At 71.7% G+C, this 15,323-nt stretch carries 15 protein-coding genes and 1 pseudogene; 7 read left to right on the forward strand and 9 right to left on the reverse strand.

Annotated elements, in window-relative coordinates:
* The 6 genes from E1293_RS12715 to E1293_RS12740 all read left to right on the forward strand — a co-directional run.
* On the forward strand, window positions 1-773 hold a 773-nt coding region (locus E1293_RS12715), incomplete at its 5' end, for a helix-turn-helix domain-containing protein (protein WP_132197256.1).
* 109 nt (window positions 774-882) lie between these two features.
* Window positions 883-1,527 carry an ABC transporter permease gene (locus E1293_RS12720; RefSeq protein ID WP_132197258.1) on the forward strand — a complete coding sequence of 215 codons (645 nt, stop codon included), beginning with the start codon at window positions 883-885 and terminating at the stop codon, window positions 1,525-1,527.
* A complete protein-coding gene (locus E1293_RS12725; protein WP_132197260.1) occupies window positions 1,524-2,543 on the forward strand; it encodes an ABC transporter ATP-binding protein in 1,020 nt (339 codons plus the stop codon). The genes E1293_RS12720 and E1293_RS12725 overlap by 4 nt, the downstream gene beginning before the upstream one ends.
* Window positions 2,540-3,313 (forward strand): ABC transporter permease, encoded by a 774-nt coding sequence (locus tag E1293_RS12730; RefSeq protein ID WP_207938817.1) that lies wholly within the window; start codon window positions 2,540-2,542, stop codon window positions 3,311-3,313. Before E1293_RS12725 ends, E1293_RS12730 begins: the two co-directional genes overlap by 4 nt.
* Window positions 3,314-3,336: 23 nt before the next feature.
* The gene (locus E1293_RS12735) at window positions 3,337-4,293 is read left to right on the forward strand and encodes a glycine betaine ABC transporter substrate-binding protein (RefSeq protein ID WP_132197262.1); all 957 of its coding nucleotides are present in this window, start codon (window positions 3,337-3,339) and stop codon (window positions 4,291-4,293) included.
* A 65-nt stretch (window positions 4,294-4,358) separates the two neighbouring features.
* Complete coding sequence (locus tag E1293_RS12740) at window positions 4,359-4,886, forward strand: HU family DNA-binding protein (RefSeq protein WP_132197264.1); 528 nt, start codon at window positions 4,359-4,361, stop codon at window positions 4,884-4,886.
* Window positions 4,887-4,925: 39 nt separating this feature from the next.
* Here E1293_RS12740 and E1293_RS12745 read toward each other — a convergent pair whose 3' ends face one another.
* Window positions 4,926-5,441, reverse strand: a complete 516-nt coding sequence (locus E1293_RS12745; RefSeq protein WP_132197266.1) for a cupin domain-containing protein — start codon at window positions 5,439-5,441, stop codon at window positions 4,926-4,928.
* Between the two features lie 5 nt (window positions 5,442-5,446).
* Window positions 5,447-6,832, reverse strand: a complete 1,386-nt coding sequence (locus E1293_RS12750; protein WP_132197268.1) for a GntP family permease — start codon at window positions 6,830-6,832, stop codon at window positions 5,447-5,449.
* 137 nt (window positions 6,833-6,969) lie between these two features.
* On the opposite strand from E1293_RS12750, the gene E1293_RS12755 reads away from it, so the two are divergent.
* Entirely contained in the window at window positions 6,970-7,674 is a 705-nt protein-coding gene (locus E1293_RS12755) for a FadR/GntR family transcriptional regulator (protein WP_132197270.1), read from the forward strand.
* 3 nt (window positions 7,675-7,677) lie between these two features.
* Here the strand turns inward: E1293_RS12755 and E1293_RS12760 are convergent, their stop codons facing one another.
* The 7 genes and pseudogenes from E1293_RS12760 to E1293_RS50175 form a co-directional block, all read right to left on the reverse strand.
* The gene (locus E1293_RS12760) at window positions 7,678-8,529 is read right to left on the reverse strand and encodes a DUF72 domain-containing protein (protein ID WP_132197272.1); all 852 of its coding nucleotides are present in this window, start codon (window positions 8,527-8,529) and stop codon (window positions 7,678-7,680) included.
* A 345-nt stretch (window positions 8,530-8,874) separates the two neighbouring features.
* On the reverse strand, window positions 8,875-9,471 hold the full coding sequence (locus E1293_RS12765) for a class I SAM-dependent methyltransferase (RefSeq protein ID WP_243716190.1): 597 nt from the start codon (window positions 9,469-9,471) through the stop codon (window positions 8,875-8,877).
* A gap of 76 nt (window positions 9,472-9,547) precedes the next feature.
* Window positions 9,548-10,279, reverse strand: coding sequence for a vWA domain-containing protein (locus E1293_RS50965; protein ID WP_481726005.1), 732 nt, complete (start codon window positions 10,277-10,279; stop codon window positions 9,548-9,550).
* Window positions 10,277-10,732 (reverse strand): annotated as a pseudogene (locus E1293_RS50970) (TerD family protein); the annotation flags it as partial. The gene E1293_RS50965 and the pseudogene E1293_RS50970, both read right to left, overlap by 3 nt.
* Before the next feature lie 100 nt (window positions 10,733-10,832).
* Window positions 10,833-12,152 (reverse strand): MFS transporter, encoded by a 1,320-nt coding sequence (locus tag E1293_RS12775; protein WP_207938818.1) that lies wholly within the window; start codon window positions 12,150-12,152, stop codon window positions 10,833-10,835.
* Between the two features lie 107 nt (window positions 12,153-12,259).
* On the reverse strand, window positions 12,260-13,126 hold the full coding sequence (locus E1293_RS12780) for a lytic polysaccharide monooxygenase auxiliary activity family 9 protein (RefSeq protein ID WP_207938819.1): 867 nt from the start codon (window positions 13,124-13,126) through the stop codon (window positions 12,260-12,262).
* Window positions 13,127-14,394: 1,268 nt separating this feature from the next.
* Complete coding sequence (locus E1293_RS50175; RefSeq protein WP_279473095.1) at window positions 14,395-15,267, reverse strand: WHG domain-containing protein; 873 nt, start codon at window positions 15,265-15,267, stop codon at window positions 14,395-14,397.
* Window positions 15,268-15,323 lie beyond the last annotated feature (56 nt).

The following is a 15,323-nucleotide window of genomic DNA, read 5'->3' on the forward strand; positions in this document are numbered from 1 at the left end:
TTTGGCTGGAGCGGGGCGAGGTGCCGCTTCCGCTGGACGAGATGGTCTTGGAGCGGTTCGCGATCGCCGCTGCCGTGATCTTGGACGGGATGCCTCGGCGCGGAGACGCGGGGCTCGTCGAGTTGGTGCTGTCGGCCGGCGCGGGGGAGGTCGAACGGTCGCGCGCCCTCCGTCTGCTGGGGGTGGAGCCGGATGCGGTACTGCGGGTTCTGGCGGTGGACACCAGAGATGTGCCGATCGCCGAGGTGCGGGAGTTCTTCCGGGACGGCGGCATCGACATGGCATCGCTCGGCCGCGTGCACGCCGTTCTGGTGAAGTCCGTGAAGCCGGATCTGGGGGAGCGGCTGCCCGAGGGGGTGAGGGTCGGTGTCGGGCCGGCCCTCGCGGCGATCGAGGCTCCCGCGGCGTGGCGGCGGGCCTGTACGGCGCTGCGGTTCACCGCTGCGGAGGCGAGCGTCGTCCACCACGAGGCGCTCGGCGCGCTGGCGGCCGTCGCGGTGCGCATGCGGGACGAGGACATCGCCCAGGTCGCGGACGTGGCCGTGCTCGACCGGCTCGCCGCGGAGCCCGGGACGCTCGGCGTCCTCACCGCGTTCTGCGCGACCGGGTCCGCGCGGCAGGCGGCCGCCCGCGTGCACCGGCACCACAGCACGGTCGCCGCGAGGCTCGCGCACGCCGAGGCGCGGCTCGGATTCTCCTTCTCCGGTCCCGGCGGGCGGCTGCGGCTCGACCTCGCGCTGCTGCTGCGGAGGCTTCGCGACAACCCTGCTTGACCGATTTGGTCCCAGACCGTTATTGCCATATTGATCATCCGTCGGCAGCCTCTGATGGTATGCGAGATGAGAGCCGTACCGTCCGGGCCCCCGCCGCCGGGAGGCGGCGATGAGCTTCACCGAGTACCTGTCCGAGCGCTGGCCCACGATCGTCCGGATGATGGCCGAGCACGCCGAGGTCGTCCTGATCGCCGTGGCGATCGCGGCCGTGGCCGGGATCGGGCTGGGGATGGCCGTCGAGGGGCGCCCGCGGGCGAAGGGGCTGGCCCTCGGTGTCACGGGCACCATGCTGACGGTGCCGTCGCTGGCGCTGTTCGGGCTGCTCATCCCGCTGTTCGGGCTGGGCCTGACACCGACGATCACCGCGCTGGCGCTGTACGCGGTGTTCCCGATCCTGCGCAACACCATCACCGGCCTGGAGAGCGTGCCGAGCGCGGTCGAGGAGGCGGCGCGCGGCATGGGGATGGGCCGGCTGAGCCGCACGCTGCGGATCCGGCTGCCGCTGGCCTGGCCGGTCGTCCTCACCGGCGTCCGGGTCGCCACGATCATGACGGTCGCGATCGCGGCGATCGCCGCGGCGGTGGCGGGGCCGGGGCTGGGTGAGCTGATCTTCGGCGGCCTCGCCCGCATCGGCGGCGCCAACGCCCTCAACGACACCCTTGCCGGGACGCTCGGCGTCGCCGTCCTCGCACTTCTGCTGGACGTGCTGTTCGTCGTGCTGTCCCGGCTCACCACCTCCAGGGGGCTGCGATGACCGAATCCGCCGCGACACGGCCACCGGAGACCGCGGCCGCACAGCGGGAGATGATCCGGCTGGAGGGGGTGAGCAAGCGGTATCCCGGCCAGGACGCCCCGGCGGTGGACGATCTCACGCTCAGCGTCCTGGACGGCGAGATCGTCGTGCTGCTGGGCCCGTCCGGCTGCGGCAAGACGACGACGCTCCGCCTGATCAACCGGCTGATCGAGCCGACCGCGGGCCGGATCCTGCTCGGCGGCGAGGACGTCACCCGGGCCGACCCGGACGAGTTGCGCCGCCGCATCGGGTACGTCATCCAGCAGGTCGGGCTGTTCCCGCACATGACGATCGCCGCGAACGTCGGCCTCATCCCGCGGACGCTCGGCTGGGACAAGAAGCGGGTCCGCGCCCGCGTCGACGAGCTGCTCGACATGGTCGGCCTCGATCCCGGCACGTACCGTGGCCGCTACCCGAAGGAGCTGTCGGGCGGGCAGCAGCAGCGCGTCGGGGTCGCCCGCGCGCTCGCCGCCGACCCGCCCGCGATGCTGATGGACGAGCCGTTCGGCGCCATCGACCCCATCACGCGGGAACGGCTGCAGGACGCGTTCCTGGAGATCCAGGCGCGGATCGGCAAGACGATCGTCCTCGTCACCCACGACCTGACCGAGGCGCTCAAGCTGGGGGACCGCATCGCGATGTTCGGGGAGGGCGCGAAGCTCGTCCAGTACGACACGCCCGCGGCGATCCTCGCGGAGCCGGCGGACGCGTTCGTCGCCGAGTTCGTCGGGTCGGGCGCCGCGATGCGGCGGCTGCGGCTCGTCGAGGTCGGGTCGATCGAGCTGGGCCCGGCCGGAACGCCGGCCGCCGGAACGCCGGCCGCCACCGTCCGCGCCGACCAGTCCCTGTACGAGGCGCTCGACGCGATGCTGCGGGCCGGCGCGGAGACCGCGACCGTCCTGGACGGGGACGGACGTCCCGCCGGCGCCGTCTCGTGGTCGGCGATCGTCCGGCAGACCCCGGATCCGGGCCAGTGACCGTCACCGCGGTACCCGAGCGCACGCGCCCCAGCGAGGAGGCCGCCGGACGCTCCCTCGCCGGCCTCCTCGTGACACCCGTCTTCCTGATCATCGTGTCGGCGGCCCTCTACCTCTACGTCCGCGGGCTGGACCTGGACGCCATCGAACGCCGCTCCGTGAACCAGACCGTGATCGTCGACCAGTTCATCCGGCACATCAAGCTGGTCGCGGTGTCCACGGCCCTCGTGCTCGCGATCGCGATACCGCTCGGCGTGCTGCTGACCCGGCCGGGGCTGCGCCGGCTGTCGGCGCCGTTCCTCGCGCTCGCGAACGTGGGGCAGGCCGTCCCGTCCATCGGGGTGCTCGTCCTGCTGGCCGTCACGGTCGGCATCGGCTTCCAGAAGGCGGTGATCGCGCTGATCCTCGTGTCGGCCCTGCCGGTGCTGCGCAACACGATGGTCGGCCTGCGGAGCGTCGACCGGTCGCTCATCGACGCCGGGCGCGGCATCGGCCTGTCGAAGACGGCGGTGCTGTTCCGCGTCGAGCTGCCGCTGGCCGTGCCCGTGATCCTCGCCAGCGTCCGCGTCGCGGTGATCCTCAACGTGGGCAGCGCGACACTGGCCGCGTTCACCAACGCGGGCGGGCTCGGCGACCTCATCAACACCGGCATCTCGCTCAACCGGACCCCGATCCTGCTGACCGGAAGCGTCCTCACCGCCGTGCTCGCGATGGCCGCCGACTGGCTGATCGGGATCGTCGAGTACGTCCTGCGCCCGCGCGGCATCTGAACCCCCTTCTGAGGAGAGTCACCATGCGCAAGCTCCCCATCGCCGTCTCCGTCGCCGCGGTCGCCCTGACCGCGGGATGTTTCAGCTCCAGTGGCGCCGACGCCAAGGCCGGGAGCCTGGCCAAGGGCAACTCGCTGGACGGCGTCACTCTCACCGTCGGGTCCAAGGAGTTCACCGAGCAGCTCGTCCTCTGCCAGGTCACGGCGCTCGCGCTGCGCTCGGCGGGCGCGACCGTCAACGAGAAGTGCGGGCTCCAGGGCAGCAACACCACCCGCGCCGCGCTGACGTCCGGCAGCATCGACATGTACTGGGAGTACACCGGGACGGCCTGGATCAACTTCCTCAAGGAGACCGAGCCGATCGGCGACCCCGCCAAGCAGTACAAGGAGGTCGCGGAGCAGGACCTCGCGAAGAACAAGGTGAAGTGGCTCGACGCCGCGCCCGCGAACAACACCTACGCGCTCGCGGTGAAGACGACGACCATGCAGCAGCTCGGCGTCAAGAGCCTCTCGGACTACGCGAAGCTGGCGAAGAGCGACGCGTCCAAGGCGTCCACCTGCGTGGCGAGCGAGTTCGCCGGACGCAGCGACGGGTGGCCCGGCCTGCAGAAGGCCTACGGGTTCACGCTGCCGAAGGCGTCCGTCGCGACGCTCGCGGAAGGCGCCATCTACGACGCCATCGGGAAGGGCAAGCCGTGCAACTTCGGTGAGGTCGCGACCACGGACGGACGCATCAAGGCGCTCGGCCTGACCCCCGTCCCGGACGACAAGAGCTTCTTCCCCGTCTACAACCCCGCCCTGACCGTCCGCGCGTCGGTCTACGAGAAGAACCCCGCCATCGCGAAGATCGCGAACCCGATCGCCGCGGCGCTCACCGACTCCGTCCTGCAGGACCTGAACGGCGAGGTCGACATCAAGGGCAAGCAGGCGTCGGAGGTCGCCGAGACCTGGCTGCAGTCCAAGGGCTTCATCGGCAAGTAGCCGCCTGAACAGGGCGGTCGTGACTACCCTGGCCGTACATATCGCCACAGTGAAGGGCATGGCGCATGAACCGCAGTGAACTGGTCAGGGCCGTGGCGGAACGCGCGGGAAGCGACGAGTCCGCCGCCCGCCGGCACGTGGACGCCGTGTTCGACGCCGTGATGGAGCGCGTGTCCGCCGGGGAGCGCGTCATCGTGACCGGGTTCGGGACGTTCGACCGGCTGGCCCGCCCGGCCCGCACCGCCCGCAACCCGCGCACCGGGGTGCCGGTCGAGGTCCCCGCCGCGCAGGTGCCGCGGTTCCGGTCAGGGCAGACGTTCCGGACCCGCGTCGCCGCCGACGGCGTTCCCGGGGTGCGGGCCGCCGCCGAACCGGAGGCCGTGGTGGCCGTCGGCGTGGAGCCGTCCCGCCCGAAGAAACCGAAGAACGGCGGCAAGGGCGACGCCAAGAACGGGAAGGGCGCGGGCTCGAACGGCGGCAAGAAGGGCAAGAAGGGCAAGCACGACAAGGCCATCGCCCCGACGGCGAAGAACGGGAAGACCGTAAAGAACGCGAAGAAGAAGGCGGGCAAGACGAAGGCGCGCGCCAAGTAGGACCGGGGTCCCGCCGGGGGAGGCCGCCCCGGCGGGACGTCACACCATGTACTGGTCGTGGCGCAGGTACAGGTCGGTCCACTCCTCGTCGCTGAGCCGCCGCCCGGTCGCGGCGATCTCCGCGAGCTCCTCGAAGTACGCCTCGCGGGGCGCGCCCGGCGTGAAGAGCAGCAGCATCGACGCGGGCTCGCCCGACTCGTTGCGGAACGCGTGCACGCCGCCTTCGGGGACGAACAGGAATTGGCCCACAGCGGCGTCCTTCCAGCCCGTCCCGTCGTACAGCCGGACCGTTCCGGACAGGATGTAGAACGACTCGGTGATCGTCCGGTGGAAGTGCGGCATCGGCCCGGACGGCTTCGGTCCCATCTCCCACCGGTAGAGCCCGAACGCCCCGTTCGTCGAGCCGCCGGTCCCGAGGTAGTGCACCTGGGTTCCGCGGTGGACGCGGTCGCTGTCGGCCGGGCCCACCAGCAGGTCGGGCCCCGCGTCGGCGGGGCGCAGCGTCGCGCTGCTCTCGCCGCCCTCTTCGAAGTAGCGCGCGTCGGGATAGGTCATCTGGGCTACACCACCAGGTTCAGCAGGAGGACGAAGACCAGGCCGCACACCGAGATCACGGTCTCCATGAGCGACCACGTCTTGATGGTCTGCCCCACACTGAGCCCGAAATACTCCTTGACCAGCCAGAATCCCGCGTCGTTGACGTGCGAGAAGAACAGCGAGCCGGCGCCGATGGCGAGGACGAGCAGCGACGTCTCGCCGCTGTCGAGGCTGGTGACCAGCGGCGCGAGGATGCCGGCGGCGGTCACCGTGGCGACGGTCGCCGAACCGGTGGCGAGGCGGATGAGGACGGCGACCAGCCACGCCAGGAACAGCACGGAGAACCCGCTGTCCTTCACCCAGTCGGCGACCAGCTCGCCGATGCCGGTGCTCACGAGCGTCTGCTTGAAGCCGCCGCCGGCCGCCACGATCAGCAGGGGACCGGCGATGGGCGGCAGCGACTGCGTCAGCGACGTGGAGATCGACTCCCGGTTCATGCCCGCGCCGAGGCCGAGGGTGAACATGGCGACGACGACGGCGATGAGCAGCGCCACCAGCGGCGTGCCGAGGTTGTCGAGGACGGTCCGCAGCCGGCCGCCCTCGTCCAGGACGATGTCGGCGACGGCCTTGCCCAGCATCAGCACGACCGGGAGCAGCACGGTGAGGAGGGTGGCGGGGAAGGACGGGCGGCGGCGGCCCTCGTCCTTTTCGTCCCCGGTGTCCTTGTCGGTGGAGACGTAGAGCTCCGGCGTCGTCACGTCCACCCAGCGGGACGCGTACCGGGCGAACACCGGGCCGGACAGCGCGACGGTCGGGAGCGCGACGAGGATGCCGAGGCCGAGCGTGAGGCCGAGGTCGGCCTTGAGGGCGTCGATCGCGACGAGCGGCCCGGGGTGCGGCGGGACGAGCCCGTGCATGGCGGACAGGCCGGCCAGCGCGGGGACGCCGACCGCGATGATCGACATCTGCGCGCGGCGCGCCACCAGCAGGATGACCGGCACCAGCAGGACGAGCCCGATCTCGAAGAACATCGGCAGCCCGATCAGCGCGCCGACCAGGGCCATCGCCCAGGGCAGCAGCCGGCGCCCGGTCCGTCCGATGATCGTGTCGACGATCTGGTCGGCGCCGCCGGAGTCCGCCAGCAGCTTGCCGAACATGGCGCCGAACGCGATCAGGGCGCCGACCCCGGCCGCGGTGTCCCCGAACCCCTTGCCGAACGCGTCGACGGTGTCGGCCATCGACAGCCCCGCGATGGCGCCGACCAGCAGCGAGCCGAGGGTCAGGCTCAGGAACGGGTGCACCTTGAAGTAGGTGATCAGTATGACGATCAGCGCGATGCCGGCGAGCGCGGCCGGCACGAGCCGCCCGCTGGACGCGGCCGGCGCCGCGGCCAGCACGATCGAGTGCATGCGTCATCCTCCAGGGAGCCGTACGAAAGATGATGTTCGCCTGAGTGTGACCGCTATGACCTGCCGTTAACAAGAGATGGAACTGAAAAATCATATCTTTACCCGGAACCTATGCAGCTTCGTGTGATGATTGGCTCATGGCGCACAACCCCCAGGCCGGTCTGCACGGCAGCGTTCTCGACCGGCTCGGCGTGCTGATCACGTCCGGCACGCTGCCCGCGGGCGAGGTGCTGCGCATCGAGCAGCTGGAGGACCGGTTCGGGGTGTCCCGGTCGGTGATCCGGGAGGCGATCCGCGTCCTGCAGTCGATGGGCATGGTCACCAGCCGCCGCCGGGTCGGCATCATCGTCGCGGCGCGCTCGGCGTGGAACCTGTTCGACCCGCTGATCATCGGATGGCGGCTGGACGGCGCGGGCCGGGACGAGCAGCTGCGCTCCCTGGGGGAGCTGCGCCGCGGGCTGGAGCCGGTGGCCGCCGCGCTGGCCGCCCGCCGCGCGACCCCCGCCCAATGCGGCACGCTGACCGGCGCGGTCATGGAGATGGCGGTGCACGGCAGGTCCGGCGACCTGGAGGCCTACCTGACCGCCGACATCCTCTTCCACCGGACGCTGCTGGAGGCGTCCGGCAACGAGATGATGGGGGCGCTCAGCGGCGTGGTCGCCGCCGTCCTGGCCGGCCGCACCCACCACCACCTGATGCCCGTGCATCCCGAACCGGCCGCGATCCGCTGGCACGCCGAGGTGGCGCAGGCCGTCCAGTCGGGCGACGCGGACGCCGCCCGGCGCGCGATGCGCGACATCGTCGAGGAGGCGAACCAGGCGATGCTGGAGACCGGCGACTGACCGTCAGAAGAGCGTCGGGGGCTCCGCCGGCAGGGGCTCGGGTAGCGGCTCCAGCTCGGGAACGCAGGCCCGCACCTCATCGTGGAAGCGGCGGGCGAGGTCGAGCGCCTCGGCGTTGTCCGGCGTGTGGACGAACACGGTCGGCGAGCGTCCCTCCCGCAGCCATTCGGCGACCCGGCCGACCCAGAACCGCCAGCCCTCGATCGTTCGCTCGGTGTCGTCCCGTCCGAGATAGCGGACGATCGGACGGTCGGTGAGGGCCGCCGACCGGCGCGGCACCCGCGGCTTCTTCGTCCAGGCATCCCGCTCGGCATCACTGGTCGGACGGCTCTGGAAGAACACGGTCGTGTCGAAGGGGACCCATTCCGCCCCGGCCCGGGCCAGGACGCGCTCAAGGTCGCGCACGCAGCCCGCGTCCTCGAAGAACGCCCGGTGGCGCACCTCGACGGCATACCGGTGCGCCGCGGGAAGGCCGCGAAGGAACGCCGCGAGCGTCCCGAGATCACCAGGCCCGAACGACCCCGGGAGTTGCACCCACAGCGCATGCGCCCGCGACCGCAGCGGCTCGATCGCGTGCAGGAACGAGCGCAGTTCCTCCCCGCCCCCGGCGAGCCGGCCGTCATGCGTGATCGTCTTCGGCAGCTTGACCACGAACCGGAAGTCGGCGCCGGTCTGCTCCGCCCACGACTCCACGGCGCTCCGCGCCGGCGTCGCGTAGAAGGTCGTGTTCCCCTCCACCGCGTTGCACCAGCTCGCATAGGCCCGCAACCGCTCGCCCGGAGGCAGCGACGGCGGGACGAACCGCCCCTGCCACCGGGCATGAGCCCACATGGCGCACCCAACATGAAGCCGCATGCCCCGACGCTACCGGTGCCCCGGCCTTCCTCAAGAAGCGGCACGGCAGGCAGTGGACGCACACGCGGCTGGGGAACGCCGACGGATTCCCCGGCGCCGGACCGGACGCCCATCCAGCCGCCCAGGACACAGAACTCCACCGCGGGATCCCGCTTCGGCCGACTCCGGTTCCGATGATACGGAAACGTCAATGCAGAGGACCATTCGCGCCACCAGTCCATGACCGGATTAGGTCCCTGCGTCGCGCCAAAGGAACGTGCCTCGATGTCGCAGTTTTGTTCTCGTTTTGGCCTGGCGCAATAGGACGCGGTTCTGGAGTGAAGTCGATTCGGGTGGGGACTGTGGTCAGGTTTGGCGGCGCAGCCGGTACCACTGGGGCGAGGTCCTGTTCATCGGCCAGCCGAGCCCTGCCGTTTCCGCGGGCTGGACGTCGAGCAGTTCCCAGTCCGGGAACGCGGCCTCGACCTCCGCCTGGGAGACGCCGCCGATCCGGGACCGCAGCCGGGTCGGGCCGAAGGCGAGCATCAGCAGCGTCGAGCCGGGGTCGGCCAGCGTCGAGACACCCCGTCCCACGGCCTGTCGCTGGGGCGCGTCGAAACCCTGGAAGCAGCCGATGTCGAGGAAGAAGCCGAACGTCCCCAGGTCGGCTGACCGCAGATCTGTCGCATCCCCGACGACGTAGGTGACGCCCTCCGTGTTCCTGTTCTTGGCCGCTTCGATCGCGGCGGGCACATAGTCGATGCCCACCGCCTCCCAGCCGCGGCGCGCGAGTTCGGGCGTGAACTGGCCGCGTCCGCAGCCGATGTCCAGGGCCCGGCCGAGCGGGCTGGAACGCTCGGCCTTCTCCCGGTCCAGCAGAGCGGCGATGCTCGCCGCCGCTGCCTTTCCGTAGCGTTCCCAGGGGGTGAGCCCGAAGCGGTACATTCGCGCGTAGTTCGTCATTTGCCTCGACCCTCTCATGTCGGGTCGCACAGGTCGCAGCGGGGTGGGCATAGCGGGCCTGCGCGGCGGCCCTTCCTCAGTTCGAGCCGAGCGGTATTCCCTGTGCTTTCGCGGCCCTCAGCCAGGCCGGAAACTCGGAGAGAACGCGTTGGTAGAGTTCCGCGTCGGTGATGTCGGCGATGTCGTCCACGGCGAAGAAGCCGGCGTTGTCGACGAGCCGCCCGTCGAGGCCGTCGAGCTTTTCCAGAATGCCGTACCGGCCCTGGCCGAGGCCGACGAACTGCCAGAAGATCGGCCGAATCGACGCCTCCCGCAGCAGGCGTGCGATCTGGGCGTCCTTGGCCACGCCGCCGTCCGAGAAGAACAGTACGAACACCGGCTCGCCCGGACGGGCCGCGTAGTAGGAGACGATGTCGGCGATCACCTGGGGCTCGTTGTTGCGGCCGCCCAGGCTGACGCGGGCCCCGTCGGCGGCGACGGCCTCGTGCATGCGCACGTTGTCCCGCGTCCACGCCTGGATCTCGGCGACCCGCAGCGGCGGCAGCCGCGCGAACTCCGTCGCGAAGATCCACGCGTCCAGCGCCCCGTCGTCGTCCACCTGGAGGGCGATCGCCGCCATCCGCTCGACGATGTCGGCGACCACACCGTCCTTGTACATCCGCCGCATCGAACCCGAGGCGTCCAGCGCGACGGCCACCCGCGCCCGCACCCCGCCGATGCCCTTCTTCTCCAGCGAGACGCGGACGGCCTCCTTGCGCAACGAGATGCGCTCCGGCAGGCCGGGCCCGGCAGGCTGCTCGCCGGTCACATCGACCCCGAAGTCGGTGGCCAGTCCGGCGAGGCCGCTCGCCCAGCCCTGACCCACCGCCCTGATCTTCCATGTCCCCGCGCGCCGGTAGAGCTCGACGACGACCACCACCGTCTCGCCCGCCGTCATCGCCGGGGCCTCGAACCCGGGCCCGCCGTGGATTCCGGCGCGGACGCTGACGCCGTCGAACGTCCCGGGCCCGTCCACGCTGGCGACGACCGCGATGGCCGAGACCTCGCCCGGCACACGCTCGGTGTCGATGACGATCCCGGCGCCGTCCAGCGAGACCCCGTCCTGCGCCGGATGATTGAAGAAGACCAGATCGTCGTCCGACCGCACCCGCCGGTCATCGCCCAGAAGCACCGCCGACACGTCCACCGCCCTGCCCGCGGCGTCCACGGCGATCCGGACCCGCCCGTCGTCCAGAGTGGCGTTCTCACCCTTGCGCAGCATCGCCCGCCTCCCGTCCGGATCCCGCACCGCCCAGATCCCGCACCGCCCAGACAGTACGCCCTCCGCGCCCCGCGTCACGGCGGATGTGCCGGAACGGGGGTCAGTTCCCGTCGGACGGGTCCGGCGGACGAATCGGCAGCAGTGCCACCAGTCCCGCCAGCAGGATCAGCAGGATTCCGGCCATGCCGGCGCGCTGGCCGCCGAACAGCGCGATGAACCCGCTGAAGGCCAGCGGGCCGAGGAAGCTGACGGCGCGTCCGGTGGTGGCGTACAGCCCGAACGCCTCGCCTTCCCGCTCGGGGGCGACGATGCGGGCGAGAAAGGTCCGGCTGGAGGACTGGGCGGGCCCCACGAAACCGGACAGGACCAGTCCGCACACCCAGAACGCGGCCTTGCCGGAGAGCACCACCAGCCCGCCGCCCATCAGGAGGAGTCCCAGCAGCGCCGTGACGATCACGGGCTTGGAGCCGAAGCGGTCGTCCAGCCGTCCGCCGAGGACGGCGCCGGCACCGGAGCAGAGGTTGGCGGCGATCGCGAAGACCACCACCTCGGTGGCGCTGAATCCGAAGGTGCCCGCCGCGACGACGCCCCCGAAGGTGAAGATCGCCGTCAGGCCGTCCCGGTAGACGGCGCTGGCCAGCAGGAATCCGAGCGTGCGCCGGTCGCCGCGCCACATCTCGCGCAGCCGCCGGGCCAGCACGGCGTAGCCGGCGAAGAAGCCGCCCCGAACCGGCTCCCCGGACGCCGGCGCCTCCGGCACGAACAGCAGCACCGGCACCGCGAACACCGCGAACCACAGCGCCGAGAACAGCGCGACCACGCGGATGTTGAGCCCGTCCTGCGAAGTCACGCCGAACAGGCCGACGTCGGGCTGCACGAACGCGAACAGCACGACCGTCAACGCGATCAGGCCGCCGAAGTAGCCCATTCCCCAGCCGAAGCCCGACACCCGCCCGATCGTCGCCCTCGTTGAGACCTGTACCAGCATCGCGTTGTAGTTGACCTCGGCGATCTCGAAGAACACGCTGCCGACGGCGACCAGGACGAGTCCGGGAAGCAGGTACGACGGGTCGTCCCTGATGAAGAACAGCCCCGCCGTGCAGACCACCACCAGCCCGGTGTGCACGGCCAGCCACAGCTTGCGCCGGCCGCCCGCGTCGCTGCGCTGGCCGCTCACCGGCGCGAGCAGCGCGATGAACACCCCGGCCACCGCGAGCGAGACGCCGAGCGCCTGCGACCCCGACTCCTCGTCGGCGGCCACCGAGTCCGTCAGATACACCGTGAAGACGAACGTGACGATGACGGCGTTGAAGGCCGCCGACCCCCAGTCCCACATCGCCCAGCTGATCACCCTGCGTCTCCGGATGCGCGACGGCAGGGACGCCGCGCCGTCGACCGTGTCGGGACGATGCGTAGGCACACGGTGACGGTAGCGGAGGTGCCGCCCCTCGGTGGACGCGCCGGCGACCGGCCCTCGCCGCGGTGCCTTGCGGGCCGCCGGTCACGGTCCGGCCATGCCGCAGGGGCTCAGAGCTCGCGGCGGATGCGCATCCGGCGGACTGCCGCGACCGCGCCACCGGTCGCGAGCATCAGCACCAGCGCGGCGGCGCCGCCTCCCGCGACGAGCAGCTCCGTGTCGCGGGGCGGCTTCGCCGGAGAGGTATCGGCCACCGGGCTGGCCGAGGTGTCCGGTGCCCGTCCGGCCGGCGCGGCGCTGCCGGTCGTGCGCGCGGGCGCGGGGCGGCGGGACGCCGTCTGCTTGCGGGCGGCGGAGAACGTCACATCGGAGCAGGAGTAATAGGTGTCGGGCGTATCCGAGGTCTGCCAGACCGTGTAGATCATGTGGCGTCCCGTCTTGCCCTTGGGGAGCCGCCCGGTGAAGATGTACGCCCCGTCCCGCCGCGGCGGGTCCGTCACCTTGAGGAACGGCTTCGCTTCCAGCGCCGACCAGGTCAGCGGGCGGGTGGGGCGGTACCCGTCGCGCGTGACGTACAGCCGGAACGATCCCCGGTGCGGAATCGACACCCGGTAGCGGAAGGTGCGGCGGGCGGCGGGGGCCAACCGGGTCGCGGGCCAGTCCGCACGCGCCAGGTCGAGGCCGTGGAAGCGCGTGAGGCCCGCGCTGCACAGCTCACCGTCCGGGATCATCTGGCGGTCGCGGCCACGCACGTTCGGCACGCGCAGCTCGTCCCACTGCGCGAGCGCCGCGCCGCTCACCTTCGCCGCGGCCCGGCAGGCGGCGCTCGCCCGGGCGGGGCCGTGCCCGGGGTCGCAGCCGGTCGCGCGGCTCGCCGGGCTCTCCATTGCCCCGTGCGCCCTGGCCGGGGTGGCCGGGACGGCCATCCCGAGCAGGATCCCGAGCACGGTCGCGGCGGCCGGCACGCGAGCCCTCACTCCAACGCCCCCTCAGATCGGAAACGCCCAGCAGTACGCACCCGCCCCGCGACGGGTTCACGCCGCTGAGGCCGGAAGGGAGACCGGCGGTGTGAATCGGCGTCCGGTTCGTGCAGGACGCATGCCGCTTGGTGTCGGTAGGCGGCTGTCGGGGCGGTCGCCGCGCGGCGAGCGTGGAGTACGCCGGCGGCTTCGGCGGCCGACCGTCCACACCCACCTCACCACGGAAGAGAAACGATGAAACGCATTGCCTGCGCGCTACTCGCGGCCGGCCTGCTTGCAGGCGCCTGCGACGACAAGGACTCCAGCCCGAAGGCTGCCTCGCCCGCCGCTGACGTGGCGGGTCAGCGCGGCCAGGTCGTCTCGACCGACGCCCTCGCCACCCTGTCCGCCGGGCAGGTCGCCTCCTACCTCGGCGGGCTGCACTATCCGACGACCGGCGCGCGCTTCGGCGTGGAGGCCTACCGGGTCGTGTACCGGACGCTCGATCCGTCCGGGAAGCCGACCACGGCCAGCGGGCCCGTCGCGCTACCGCGCAACGGGCGGCAGACGCTGCGCACGGCCGCGTACGAGCACGGCACCAATCCGGTCAAGGCGGGCGCCGCCACGACGGACCCGAAGAGCTACGACCGGGCGACGGCCTTCTACCTGGCGTCCGGCGGGTTCGGCACGGTCGCCCCCGACTACATCGGCCTCGGTCTCGGGCCGGAGGCGCCGCCCTACATGGACCACGCGTCCGAGGCGGCCACGTCCGTGGACATGCTGGCCGCCGCGGATAGGGTCGCCGCCGACCACGGCCGGAAACTGGAGCGGCGCGTCCGGGTGACCGGCTTCTCCCAGGGCGGTCCGGCGGCCATGGCACTCGGCCGCGAGTTGCAGAAACAGGGCCGGCTCGCCGCCATCGCCCCGATCAGCGGGCCCTTTCACGTCGAGCACGCCGAGATCCCGGCGATGTTCGAGCCGGGGGTGCTCGACCCGAAGGAGTCGGTGCTCTACGTCGGCTATTGGCTCACTGCGGCGAACCGCACCCACCACTTCTACGAATCGCCGGGCGAGTTCTTCCAGAAGCCCTACGACGCGACCGTCGAGTCGCTGTTCAGCGGCAACTCGACGCTGGACGACCTCGTCGCCGGGACGCCCGCCGACCCGGGCCGGTTCCTCACCCCGGCCGCGATCCAGCGGCTGAAGGCGCCCACCGGCCCCTTGGCCGAGGCGATGCGCGCCATCGACGGCACACGCCGCTGGAAGCCGTCCGCCCCGGTGCGCCTCTACGCCGCGAGCGGCGACAAGGACGTCGCCATCGCCAACTCCCGCCAGTGCGCGGCCGACCTGCGCGCGCAGGGCGTATCGGCGCCGCTGACCGACGTGGGCGACCTGCTCCACGGCCCGTCCGCGCTCGCGTCGATGCCGCACATCCTGGCCTGGTTCAAGACCCTCGCTTCCGTGGCTATGCGGACGGCGTCCAGGCGGTTGCGGGCGCCGAGCTTGGTGACGATCGCGCCGAGATAGTTGCGGACCGTTCCCTTGGACAGGTGCAGCTCGGCCGCGATCTCCGCGAGGCCGGCGCCGGACGCGGCCATCCCCAGAACGTCCAGTTCACGGTCGAGCGGGTTCTGCGGCGCGGCGACCGCCTTGGCCGCGAGCGCCACGTCGATGACCTTCTCGCGCCCGAGCGAGGCGGTGACGGACGCCTCGGCGGCCTCCGGGGTGTCCCCGGCGCTGACCATCAGCGCGGTGAGCTGGGCCTCGAAGCACCGGTCGGCGTCGTACGGGTCGACCAGGTAGCCGCCGAGCTCCAGGCTGCACAGCCCGTGCACGGTGATCCACATGTGGTGCGCGACCAGCTCGGGATCGGACCAGGCGAAGCGGCCGGCGGCGATGCAGCGCCGGGCGCAGGCCACCACGCTCACGAGCGTGTAGCGGCCGTACTGCCGGTCGGCCTCCGACAGCGAGAACACCGGCAGCGACGACGCGCCCAGCATCACGCTGTACAGGTGCGGGTTGGCCTGCGCGTTGTGGCGGTACGCCCGCCCGATCAGCGCCATGTCGCTCACCGGGTCGTCGCTGTCGGCCACCCGGGCGAAATGGTGCCCGAGCCGGTCGAAGCCCAGGTGCACCATCTCGCGCACCAGCCCGCTCATCCCGCCGAAGTGGGTGTGGACGAGGATCGTGGAGCAGCCGGCTGGACCGCCACCAC

It is taken from the genome of Actinomadura darangshiensis (genome assembly GCF_004349235.1).
Lineage (GTDB): Bacteria > Actinomycetota > Actinomycetes > Streptosporangiales > Streptosporangiaceae > Spirillospora > Spirillospora darangshiensis.

Excerpts from the sequence above, each read along its gene's own strand:
- E1293_RS12740 (WP_132197264.1), top strand. The coding sequence starts at position 4,359 with ATGAACCGCAGTGAACTGGTCAGGGCCGTGGCGGAACGCGCGGGAAGC.
- E1293_RS50175 (WP_279473095.1), bottom strand. The coding sequence starts at position 15,267 with ATGAGCGGGCTGGTGCGCGAGATGGTGCACCTGGGCTTCGACCGGCTC.
- E1293_RS12745 (WP_132197266.1), bottom strand. The coding sequence starts at position 5,441 with ATGACCTATCCCGACGCGCGCTACTTCGAAGAGGGCGGCGAGAGCAGC.
- E1293_RS12750 (WP_132197268.1), bottom strand. The coding sequence starts at position 6,832 with ATGCACTCGATCGTGCTGGCCGCGGCGCCGGCCGCGTCCAGCGGGCGG.
- E1293_RS12760 (WP_132197272.1), bottom strand. The coding sequence starts at position 8,529 with ATGCGGCTTCATGTTGGGTGCGCCATGTGGGCTCATGCCCGGTGGCAG.
- E1293_RS12735 (WP_132197262.1), top strand. The coding sequence starts at position 3,337 with ATGCGCAAGCTCCCCATCGCCGTCTCCGTCGCCGCGGTCGCCCTGACC.
- E1293_RS12720 (WP_132197258.1), top strand. The coding sequence starts at position 883 with ATGAGCTTCACCGAGTACCTGTCCGAGCGCTGGCCCACGATCGTCCGG.
- E1293_RS12765 (WP_243716190.1), bottom strand. The coding sequence starts at position 9,471 with ATGACGAACTACGCGCGAATGTACCGCTTCGGGCTCACCCCCTGGGAA.
- E1293_RS12755 (WP_132197270.1), top strand. The coding sequence starts at position 6,970 with ATGGCGCACAACCCCCAGGCCGGTCTGCACGGCAGCGTTCTCGACCGG.
- E1293_RS12725 (WP_132197260.1), top strand. The coding sequence starts at position 1,524 with ATGACCGAATCCGCCGCGACACGGCCACCGGAGACCGCGGCCGCACAG.